The sequence below is a fragment of the Micromonospora sp. NPDC048842 genome (assembly GCF_040649935.1).
Classification (GTDB): Bacteria; Actinomycetota; Actinomycetes; order Mycobacteriales; family Micromonosporaceae; genus Micromonospora; species Micromonospora hortensis.
Genome location: NZ_JBEZGK010000008.1, coordinates 203358 through 214517, shown reverse-complemented (window position 1 = coordinate 214517; position 11160 = coordinate 203358). Strand labels below are relative to the sequence as shown.

Genomic DNA, 11160 nt, shown 5'->3' with positions numbered 1-11160 from the left:
GCCACAGTCAGTCGCCCGGCGGTCACCCGTCAGCTCGTCCCGCCGTCACCTTTTGCTGATCACGACCACTGGCTCCGGTCCGGACGTGACGCGTTGCACGCGATAGTCGGCGAGCGCCGCCTGCCAGACGGGCTCACTCGGGTGGGTGTACGTGCGGACCAGCCAGACCCGGGTGCCGGGCGGCTGTTTCGCGGCCCGGGCCAGAACCTCGTCGAGGGCGTCCTTGATGGACGGCGCATCGGCGGCTTTCGGGAGGATCACGTCGGCGCGGGTGGGCATGGTGAGGGTCCAACCGACGGTGCCGCTGACCGGCGCGACCAGCTTCAGCGGATCCTGGTCGGAGTAGAGCGTGAACCCGAACCAGGCGGGCCCACTGACCACGACGAGGTCGTGTGGCCCCTTGTGCGCCGCGACGTACCGTGTCGACGTTCCGATGTCGGTGATGGCCTGGTGCGCCCGCCAGACCCCGGGTTCGTTGCCGTCCGTGCGGTACCAGCGGTGGTTGACGGCGGCGAAGCTGGCGAGCAGGACGGCGCAGGTGACGGCGGCCACCACGCCCGGTGGTAGCCGGGGCAGCCCGCGGCGGGCCAGGACGACGGTCAGGTCGGCCAGACCGACGATGCCGATGCCGGCCACCAGGCCCGCCACCACGATCAGGAAATGGGACGTGCGCGGGTCGAGCAGCGGGTAGATCCCCGCGACGCCCAGCCCGATGGCCGCCACCGGCAGCAGGAGGACGGCGATCGCCGGGGCGGCGTGTCCGCGTCGGAACAGCGTGAGGACGCCGAGCACGAGGAGGATGGCGAGGATCGACACTGGTGCGCCGAGCATCGGCGACAGCGCCTTGGTCTGCCGCACGAGGTGTGCGGGCAGTTCGGAGACGCTCGGCAGGAAGTCGTCCCAGTAGTCCCGCATGGCATCGCTGTTGCCCCGGGCGGACACTCCGAAGTAGACGGCGGCGACGAGCGCGCCGGCGACCAGGCCGGCGACTGTCGCCTCGATCGTCCTCGTCCATTCCCGGCGCACGACGACGGAGAGCAGCAGCCCTCCGAGGACGCAGACCGCGACGATGGCGGTCGTGTGACTCAGCAGCATGCCCAGGCCCACCGCGGCCACCACCACAGCGAGTCGCCGCCGAGACCAGGAGCGTTCCGTCCAGGTGGCCAGGGCGAGCAGGCAGACCGCCACGGCGGCGTCCGCTGTGTACTGCTTCAGGTCGTGGCGGGTCTGCTGGACCGGCAGGAGCAGGACGGCGAGCCCGGTGACGACGCCGATGAGGATGCCCCGAGCGCGTTCGGACGCCAGCGAGCGGCCCAGAAGGTAGGCCGCGACGACGGTCAGCAGTTGGAAACCCAGGGGTACGACCCGGAGGTGGTCGATGTCCGGGACCAGTCGGAGCAGGAAACTCCACCCGATCGGGCTCGATGAGGTCGTCACCGGCAGATCGGCGAGGGGGAAACGGACCGAGAGCGCGACCCACGCCTCGTCGCCCCAGTACTGGGCTGTCAGCCACGACCGGATGTCGTTGACGACGAGGAAGGCCCCGAGAAGAGCGATGACCGGCACCGTCTCCCCGACCGCTGCCCGGTGGCGTCGAGGAGGGGCCGGACGAGAGGCGCGAATGGGCGGGGCGTCCTCGACTGCGACCACGGCGCTCCTTTTCGACGACGCGAATCCTGCTCGCGCTGCACGCCCGCATGTTACGAGTCGCGGCGGCTGAACGGGGGGCGGGGGTGACCCGAGGTGGTTGTCTATGAAAGTTTCTATGCATAGAGTCAGCTCATGAATGAAGGAGCTGTCGCGGCACCCGCTGACCGGGTGCTCGACCTGTTCCAGGGGGTGCGGCTCACCCCCACCCAGCGCCGAATCGCGCACTGTCTGGTGCAGCACGCCCCCGGCGTGGCGTACCTGTCCGCCGCCGAGGTCGCCGAGCTGGCCGGCGTGAGTCAGCCGTCGGTCACCCGGTTCGCCGTCGCGCTTGGCCACGACGGCTACCCGGCGCTTCGCCGCCGCCTGCGGGACCTCACCGGCTCGACCCCGGGCGGATCGACGGACGCCGGCAACGAACTCCAGCAGGCGGTACGCGCGGAGATGGGCAACCTGGAACGGCTGGCCGGTCAGCTCGCCGACCGGGACCGGATCGCGGAGACCGGACGGCTGCTCGCCGAGAGTCGCCCACTGCCGGTGCTCGGCCTACGCGCCGCCGCGCCGCTGGCCGCGTACTTCGCCTACTTCGCGGCGAAGGTGCACCCGGACGTACGGGTCCTCGACGACGGCGGCAGTCTGCTCACCGACCGCCTGGAGCAGGCTGCCGAGGCAGGGGCGTCCGCCGTCCTGGCCTTCGTGCTGCCCCGCTACCCCCGGGAAACCCTGGACGCGCTGCGCGACGCCCGCCACGCCGGGTTGACAGTGGTGGCGATCACCGACTCCCCGGTCAGCCCGGCCACCGAGCACGCCGACGTGGTGCTCGCCGCCGCGGTCGGCGCGCAACTCGTCTTCGACCTGCACACCGCCCCGATGACCCTGGCCATGGTGCTGTTGCAGGCGATCTGCGACGCCACCCCGGCCGACACCCAGCGCCGACTGGAGGCGTTCGAAGCCTCCGCGGCCCGCCGACAGTTGTTCCTCGGTTGACCGGAGGAGAACCAGAGATGACCCAGCCCATTCGTGCCGCACGGGGCAGCCAGCTCACCACCCGTGGGTGGCAGCAGGAGGGCGCCCTGCGGATGTTGATGAACAACCTCGACCCCGAGGTGGCCGAACGCCCCGACGACCTGGTGGTCTACGGCGGCACCGGCAAGGCGGCGCGGGACTGGCCGTCGTACCACGCGTTGGTCCGCACGCTGACCGACCTGCGCGAGGACGAGACGATGCTGGTGCAGTCGGGCCGCCCGGTCGGGGTGATGCGCACCCACGAGTGGGCGCCCAGGGTCCTGCTGGCCAACTCGAACCTGGTCGGCGACTGGGCGACCTGGCCGGAGTTCCGCCGCCTCGAACAGCTCGGCCTGACCATGTACGGGCAGATGACGGCCGGTTCGTGGATCTACATCGGCACCCAGGGCATCCTCCAGGGCACCTACGAGACGTTCGCGGCGGTGGCCGCCAAACGGTTCGACAGCACCCTCGCCGGCACGCTGACGCTGACCGCCGGCTGCGGCGGCATGGGCGGCGCGCAGCCACTCGCTGTCACCATGAACGGCGGCGTCTGCCTGATCGTGGACGTGGACCGCACCCGGCTCGACCGTCGGGTGCACGACCGCTACCTGGATGAGGTCGCCGACTCCCTGGACGACGCGATCGCCCGGGTCCGCGCCGCGAAGCGGGAGCGCCGGGCCCTGAGCGTGGGCGTGGTCGGCAACGCCGCCGAGGTCTTCCCGGAGTTGCTGAACCGGGGCGTCGAGATCGACATCGTGACCGACCAGACCAGCGCGCACGACCCACTGGCCTACCTGCCGGTGGGGGTGGAGCTGGCCGAGGCCCGGGACTACGCCGCCGCGAAGCCGGCCGAGTTCACCGACCGGGCTCGCGCGTCGATGGCGACGCACGTCGAGGCGATGGTCGGCTTCCTCGACGCCGGCGCCGAGGTGTTCGACTACGGCAACTCGATCCGGGGTGAGGCGCAGCTCGGCGGCTATCAGCGCGCCTTCGACTTCCCGGGCTTCGTGCCCGCGTACATCCGGCCGCTGTTCTGTGAGGGCAGGGGGCCGTTCCGGTGGGCGGCGCTCTCCGGCGACCCGGCCGACATCGCGGCCACCGACCGGGCCATCCTCGACCTGTTCCCGGAGAACGAGTCGCTGGCCCGTTGGATCAAGCTGGCCGGTGAGCGGGTCGCCTTCCAGGGCCTGCCGGCCCGGATCTGCTGGCTCGGTCAGGGCGAACGGGACCGGGCGGGTGTGCGGTTCAACGACATGGTCGCCTCCGGCGAGCTCTCCGCCCCGGTGGTGATCGGCCGGGACCACCTGGACACCGGCAGCGTCGCGAGCCCGTACCGGGAAACCGAGGGGATGGCCGACGGCTCCGACGCCATCGCCGACTGGCCGCTGCTCAACGCCCTGGTCAACACGGCCAGCGGGGCTTCCTGGGTGTCCATCCACCACGGCGGCGGGGTGGGCATCGGCCGGTCGATCCACGCCGGGCAGGTGTGCGTGGCCGACGGCACCGCCCTCGCCGGGCAGAAGATCGAGCGGGTGCTCACCAACGACCCGGCGATGGGCGTCATCAGGCACGTCGACGCCGGCTACGAGAGCGCCCGCGAGGTCGCCGACCGCACCGGGGTCCGGGTCCCCATGACGGAGGGACCCGCGTGACGGACGACCTTTCCGCCCGGTTCCGGGCGCTGTGGGACGAGATCGCGCCGGTCGGGCGGGACGCCGACAGCGGCGGCTATCTGCGGTACGCGTTGACCGAGCCGGAGCGGGAGCTGCGCGCCTGGTTCCGGACGCAGGCCGAGCGCCGTGCCATGCCGGTCACCGAGGACGGCAACGGCAACCTCTTCGCCCACTGGGGTGACCCGGAAGCGTCCGACGCGGTGCTCACCGGCAGCCACTTCGACTCGGTGCCACACGGCGGGGCGTACGACGGGCCGCTCGGCATCGTGAGCGCGTTCCTCGCCGTGGACGAGCTGCGCGCCGCGGGCGTCACCCCTGGGCGGCCGCTGGTGCTGGGTGCCTTCGTCGAGGAGGAGGGGGCGCGCTTCGGCGTACCGTGTCTGGGGTCGCGGCTGCTCACCGGGGCGCTGTCGGCCGAACGCGCGGCCGGCCTGCGCGACGCGGCCGGAGTGAGCTTCGCCGAGGCGCTGGGTGACCGGCCGGCGGGCGCCCGCCCGGAGTTGCTGGGCCGGTTCGGCGCCTTCGTGGAGTTGCACGTCGAACAGGGCCGCGCGCTCGTCGACACGTCCGCACCGGTCGCGGTGGCCAGCGCGATCTGGCCGCACGGCCGGTGGCGCTTCGACGTCGTCGGCGAGGGCAACCACGCGGGCACCACCCGGATGGCCGACCGCCGCGACCCGATGCTGACCTACGCCTTCACGGTGCTGGCGGCCAACAAGGAGGCCCGGCTGCGCGGCGCGCACGCCACTGTGGGCCGGGTCGCCGTCGAGCCCAACGCCACAAACGCGATCCCGTCGAAGGTGACCGGCTGGCTGGACGCCCGAGCTGCCGACCCGGAGACACTGACCGGGCTTGTCGACGCGGTACGCGGCAAGCTCGCCGAGCGGGCCCGCCGCGACGGTACGACGGTGACGGTCACCGAGGAGTCGGCCACCCCGGTGGTCGCCTTCGACGGCGGGCTGGCCAACCGCCTGGCCACACTGCTCGACGCACCGGTGCTGCCCACCGGCGCGGGGCACGACGCCGGGGTGCTCGCCGCGTACCTGCCCACCGCGATGCTCTTCGTGCGCAACCCGACCGGCGTCTCGCACTCCCCCGCCGAGGCCGCCACCGACGACGACTGCGCGGCCGGGGTACGGGCGCTGGCCCGGGTGCTGGAGGAGCTGACATGCCGGTGAACGACGTGGCGAGCCTCTCCTCGGACGGCACGGAGCTGCGGCGTCGGTGGGTGCGGAGTCTCCGGCGTGGCGAGGTGCCGCATCTCCTGTTCTCGTCCTTTGGAGCTGATGTCGTAGACGAATCAGCCGAAGCGCCCCAACTGTCGGCATCACCCCGGCCGCCGGCGTCACCCCGGCCGCTGATCTCACCCCGGCCGCTGATGTCGCAGACGATTCAGCTCCACAGGAGGCGAGGAGTATGACCACCGCCCGCTGGCTCGCCGAATACGCCTGGCTGCCCGAGCACGCCGAGCCCACGCCCGACGTGCTCATCGAGGTCGAGGACGGCCGGATCACGGCGGTGACGCCGCTGACCCCGGGCAGCAGGCCACCGGCCGGGGTCGAGGTGTACCCCGACGCGGTGCCGCTGCCCGGCCTCACAGTCCCCGGCCTCGCGAACGGGCACTCGCACGCCTTCCACAGGGCGCTGCGCGGGCGTACCCACGGTGGGCGGGGTGACTTCTGGACCTGGCGGGACCAGATGTACGCCGTCGCGGACCGGCTGGACCCGGAGACCTACCTCGCGCTGGCCCGGGCCGTCTACGCCGAGATGGCGCTCGCCGGCATCACCTGCGTGGGCGAGTTCCACTACCTGCACCACAGACCGGACGGCGGGGCCTACGACGACCCGAACGCGATGGGCGCGGCACTGGTCGAGGCGGCCGCGCACGCCGGGATCCGACTCACTGTGTTGGACACCTGCTACCTGACCTCCAGCGTGGACGGTCGGCCCCTCGCCGGCCCGCAGCGTCGCTTCGGCGACGGCGACGCCGCCCGCTGGGCCGAGCGGGCCGCGGCGTTCCAACCGACGGACCCGCACGTCCGGGTCGGCGCTGCCGTGCACTCGGTGCGGGCCGTCCCGGCCGATCAGTTGCACACTGTCGCCGACTGGGCCCGGGAGCGGCAGGCGCCGCTGCACGTGCACCTCTCCGAGCAGCCCACCGAGAACGACGAGTGCCGGGCCGTGCACGGGCGCTCGCCCACCGCCCTGCTCGCCGAGCACGGCGTGCTCGGGCCGCACACCACCGCCGTCCACGCCACCCACCCCACCAGCGCGGACCTGTCAGTGCTCGCCGACAGCCGGACCGCTGTGTGCCTCTGCCCGACCACCGAGCGGGACCTCGCCGACGGCATCGGCCCGGCCCGGCTGATGGCCGACGCGGGCATCCGGTTGAGCCTCGGCAGCGACAGCCACGCCGTGATCGACCTGTTCGAGGAGGCTCGGGCGGTCGAGCTGGACGAGCGGCTGCGTACCCGCCGGCGCGGCCACTTCGCGCCGCTGGACCTGCTGAACGCGGCCAGCGTCGCCGGGCACACCGCGCTGGGCTGGGCAGACGCCGGAAGGATCGCGGTGGGCGCCCGCGCCGACCTGGTGACGGTACGCCTGGACAGCGCCCGCACCGCTGGGGTGCCGCCGGTGGGCGCCTTCTTCGCCGCCGGCGCCGCGGACGTCGAGCAGGTGGTGGTGGACGGCCGGGTGGTGGTGGCCGAGGGCCGGCACCTGACAGTTGACGTGCCGACCGAACTGTCGTCCGCGATCGAGGCGGTGACACCCGCATGAGTGGCAGCCTGCTTGTCGACAACATCGGTGAGCTGGTCACCAACGGCGCCGGCGAAGGCCCGCTCGGCATCCGCCGCAACGCCGCGGTGCTCATCGAGGAGGGCCGGGTGGCCTGGGTCGGGCCGTCCGCGTACGCGCCCGCCGCCGACCATCACGTCGACGCCGGTGGTGCCGCCGTGCTGCCCGGTTTCGTGGACAGCCACGCCCACCTGGTCTTCGCCGGGGATCGGGCCGCCGAGTTCGCCGCCCGGATGGCAGGTCAGCCCTACACCGGCGGCGGCATCCGGACCACCGTCGGTGCCACCCGGGCCGCCACCGACGAGGAGTTGCGGGCCACAGTGCGCCGGCTGCGCGGGGAGGCGCTGCGCCAGGGCACCACGACCATGGAGATCAAGAGTGGGTACGGCCTGACCGTCGCCGACGAGGCCCGCTCCCTGCGGATCGCCGCCGAGACCAGCACCGAGACCACCTTCCTGGGCGCGCACGTGGTGCCCGCCGAGTACGCCGACCGCCCCGACGACTACGTGGGGTTGGTCTGCGGGCCGATGCTGGCCGCCGCCGCCCCGTACGCGAAGTGGATCGACGTGTTCTGCGAGCGGGGCGCCTTCGACGTGGACCACGCCCGCGCCATCCTGGCCTGTGGTCAGGCCGCCGGGCTGGGCGTACGGCTGCACGCCAACCAGCTCGGCCCCGGCCCCGGGGTGCAGCTGGGCGTGGAGCTGGACGCGGCAAGCGTCGACCACTGCACCCACCTGAGCGATGCCGACGTGGCAGCGCTGGCCGACACGGCCCACAGCGACGGGTCGGGCACCCGCACCGTCGCGACACTGCTGCCCGGCGCCGAGTTCTCCACCCGCTCGCCCTACCCGGACGCCCGCCGCCTGCTCGACGCCGGTGTCACCGTGGCGCTGGCGACCGACTGCAACCCCGGCTCGTCGTACACCTCGTCGATGCCGTTCTGCGTGGCCCTCGCGGTCCGCGAGATGCGGATGACCCCGGCGGAGGCGGTCTGGGCCGCCACCGCCGGTGGCGCGCGGGCGCTGCGCCGCGACGACATCGGTGTCCTCACCCCCGGCGCGCGGGCCGACCTCGTCGTCCTCGACGCGCCGTCACACCTGCACCTGGCCTACCGGCCCGGTGTCCCCCTGATCCGCCAGGTAATACGCAACGGAGCACCGCAATGACGCACGTGACCATCCAGCCCACCGGGATCACCGCCGACGACGTGTTCGCGGTGGCCCGCGGCACCGCCACTGTCGTCCTCGCCCCGGCCACCATCGACGCGATGGCGACCAGCCGGGCCATCGTGGACGGCATCGAGTCGTCGGGCCGTCCCGTCTACGGGGTCTCCACCGGGTTCGGCGCGTTGGCCAACACCTTCATCGCACCGGAGCGGCGGGCCGAGCTGCAACACGCGCTGATCCGCTCGCACGCCGCCGGGGTGGGCGCCCCGATGCCGCGCGAGGTGGTCCGGGCCATGATGCTGCTGCGGGTCCGGTCCCTCGCCCTGGGCCGATCCGGGGTCCGGCCGCTGGTCGCGGAAGCCCTTGTCGACCTGCTCAACCACGACATCACCCCGTGGGTGCCGGAGCACGGCTCGCTGGGCGCCTCCGGTGACCTGGCGCCGCTGGCACACTGCGCGCTGGTGCTGCTCGGCGAGGGCTGGGTGCTCGGCCCGGCCGGTGAGCGGCAGGACGCGGCAGACGCGTTGACCGCCGCCGGGCTCAAGCCGATCGAGCTGGCCGCCAAGGAGGGGCTGGCGCTGATCAACGGCACCGACGGCATGCTCGGCATGCTGTTGCTGGCCATCCACGACGCGGCGCACCTGTTCGCCATGGCCGACGTGACGGCGGCGCTGGCCATCGAGGCGATGCTCGGCTCGGAGCGGCCGTTCCTGCCCGAGTTGCACGCGATCCGGCCACACCCCGGTCAGGCGGCGTCGGCGGCGAACATCCACCGCCTGTTGCAGGACTCCCGGGTGATGGACTCGCACCGCGACGACCTGGCGCACGCCGTGCAGGACGCGTACTCGATGCGCTGCGCGCCGCAGGTGGCCGGCGCGGCCCGCGACACCCTGGACTTCGTCCGCACCGTCGCTGGCCGGGAGCTGGTGTCCGTTGTGGACAACCCGGTGGTGCTGCCGGATGGCCGGGTCGAGTCGACAGGCAACTTCCACGGCGCACCGCTCGGCTTCGCCGCGGACTTCCTCGCCATCGCCGCCGCCGAGGTGGGCGCGATCGCCGAGCGGCGCGTCGACCGGCTGCTCGACGTCACCCGCTCCCGGGAGTTGCCGGCGTTCCTCTCCCCCGACGCCGGCGTCAACTCCGGGCTGATGATCGCCCAGTACACGGCGGCCGGCATCGTCGCCGAGAACCGTCGGCTGGCCGCCCCCGCGTCGGTGGACTCGCTTCCCACCAGCGGAATGCAGGAGGACCACGTCTCGATGGGCTGGGCGGCGGCCAAGAAGTTGCGTACCGTCCTGGACAACCTGACCAGCCTGCTCGCTGTGGAGCTGCTGGCCGGCGTACGCGGCCTTCAGCTGCGCGCCCCGCTGGAGCCGTCCCCGGCCGGCAGGGCGGCCGTCGCCGCGCTCGGTGCGGCAGCCGGCGAGCCCGGACCGGACGTGTTCCTCGCCCCGGTGATGGAGGCGGCCCGTGCCGTCGTCGCCGGGCCGGAGTTGCGCGCCGCCATCGAACGGGAGGTCGGCCCGCTGGGCTGATCTCCAGCGGGTCGCTGTCGTCCGCCGCGGGTCAGGCGGCGGGCGACAGCACCTGGCACACCCCGGCCGAACTGTCGGCTGCTGCTGCTAGCGTTCGCCGCCGTGGAGAACGAGGAGCAGGGGCTCAGCGAGCAGATCGAGGACTTCGTCCGCCGTCAGGTGGCGCTGGCCGAGTTGCCGGCCGCCGCGATCGTCGCCGCAACGATTGAGTACCTGCACGGCGAGGCGAACCCGGCGGAGGTCGAGGCCCACGCCTGGCCGGTGGTGACCGAGGAGTTGAGCGCGCACCTGGCCGCCCAGGCGCAGTGGCCGGAGGTCACCGACAGCGACCGGCTCACTGCGGCGTTCCGGACGCTCTCGGCAACTGGGCTGGTGGCCCGGGAAAACTTCGCCTGCTGCCAGAACTGCGGCGTCGCCGAGATCGGCGACGAGGTGCCGCGCGGACGCACGGCACGGGGGTACGCGTTCTATCACCAGCAGGACGCCGAGCGCGGCGTCGACGGCTCCGGCGTCTACCTGACGTGGGGCCTCTTCGGGCAGCCCGCAACTGTGGACGTCGGGGAGGAGATCGCGGTCGCGTTGCGCGCCGAAGGGTTGACGGTGGACTGGGACGGCCACACCGGCACCCGGATCAGGGTCTCGCTGACCTGGCAGCGACGCCGGATCGGTCGGCTGGCCGCGCTGCCGGCCACCGTCGACGACGACATCGACATCGACGTGGCGCTGCTGGACCAGTGGACGGGGTTGGACGCCCCGACCGAGGGTCTGTCGTCGGCCGCCCGGCTCGCGGGCCTGCACCTGCCCTGGTTGCCTGCCGGCGTACGGATCCGGGTTGCTCATGAGGACGCCGCTGTCGTCGTTCGGCGGGAGGGGGACACCTTGGTGGGCACGTACCCCGAGCAGGGCGGGCGGGAGCTGACCGTCGGCCGGTACGACGGCATGGATCTGATCCGCCGGTTGACCGACGGGTCGCTCCCGGCGGCCGCCCTGCCGGCCCCGCCCGACTTCCTCGAGGCGACCTACCAGTACCGCGGCAGCGTCCAGAAGGACGTGCCGCTGGACGCGGCCGAGGCGCGCCTCCTGCTGCGCGCGATGCGGCCGCTGAGCACTGACTTCCTGACCGCCTTCGGCCGCTCCGGCGGCTGTGTGCAGGTTGCCTGGGAGCGCGACGGGCTGTGGCTGGAAGAGCTGGACACGCTGCGGTCCACCTCGACCGGGCGGATCGCCACCATCGGCGAAGCCGAACGGATGCTCACCGTGCTGGCCACTGAGGACCGCGTCCCGGTCGACGAGTTGGGCGGCGACCTCGTGACGAAGCGCTGGTGAGACGTGTCG

8 protein-coding genes are annotated in these 11160 nt (G+C 73.0%); 7 read left to right on the top strand and 1 reads right to left on the bottom strand.

All coding sequences use genetic code 11. The features are described 5' to 3' along the window. Positions 1-45: 45 nt before the first annotated feature. Entirely contained in the window at positions 46-1650 is a 1605-nt protein-coding gene (locus AB0C19_RS14340) for a DUF6541 family protein (protein ID WP_357184451.1), read from the bottom strand. 132 nt (positions 1651-1782) lie between these two features. On the opposite strand from AB0C19_RS14340, the gene AB0C19_RS14335 reads away from it, so the two are divergent. From AB0C19_RS14335 to AB0C19_RS14305, 7 genes are all read left to right on the top strand, one after another. Further along, the gene (locus tag AB0C19_RS14335; RefSeq protein WP_238683404.1) at positions 1783-2634 is read left to right on the top strand and encodes a MurR/RpiR family transcriptional regulator; all 852 of its coding nucleotides are present in this window, start codon (positions 1783-1785) and stop codon (positions 2632-2634) included. Between the two features lie 17 nt (positions 2635-2651). Beyond that, on the top strand, positions 2652-4307 hold the full coding sequence (gene hutU, locus AB0C19_RS14330) for a urocanate hydratase (protein ID WP_238683405.1): 1656 nt from the start codon (positions 2652-2654) through the stop codon (positions 4305-4307). Then, the gene (locus AB0C19_RS14325; protein ID WP_357184446.1) at positions 4304-5506 is read left to right on the top strand and encodes an allantoate amidohydrolase; all 1203 of its coding nucleotides are present in this window, start codon (positions 4304-4306) and stop codon (positions 5504-5506) included. The genes hutU and AB0C19_RS14325 overlap by 4 nt, the downstream gene beginning before the upstream one ends. A gap of 238 nt (positions 5507-5744) precedes the next feature. After that, positions 5745-7106 carry a formimidoylglutamate deiminase gene (locus AB0C19_RS14320; RefSeq protein ID WP_357184443.1) on the top strand — a complete coding sequence of 454 codons (1362 nt, stop codon included), beginning with the start codon at positions 5745-5747 and terminating at the stop codon, positions 7104-7106. Continuing rightward, entirely contained in the window at positions 7103-8290 is a 1188-nt protein-coding gene (hutI, locus tag AB0C19_RS14315) for an imidazolonepropionase (RefSeq protein ID WP_357184440.1), read from the top strand. The genes AB0C19_RS14320 and hutI overlap by 4 nt, the downstream gene beginning before the upstream one ends. Next, positions 8287-9825, top strand: coding sequence for a histidine ammonia-lyase (gene hutH, locus AB0C19_RS14310; protein ID WP_238683409.1), 1539 nt, complete (start codon positions 8287-8289; stop codon positions 9823-9825). The genes hutI and hutH overlap by 4 nt, the downstream gene beginning before the upstream one ends. 102 nt (positions 9826-9927) lie before the next feature. Then, positions 9928-11151 carry a hypothetical protein gene (locus AB0C19_RS14305; protein ID WP_357184436.1) on the top strand — a complete coding sequence of 408 codons (1224 nt, stop codon included), beginning with the start codon at positions 9928-9930 and terminating at the stop codon, positions 11149-11151. Positions 11152-11160: the final 9 nt, after the last annotated feature.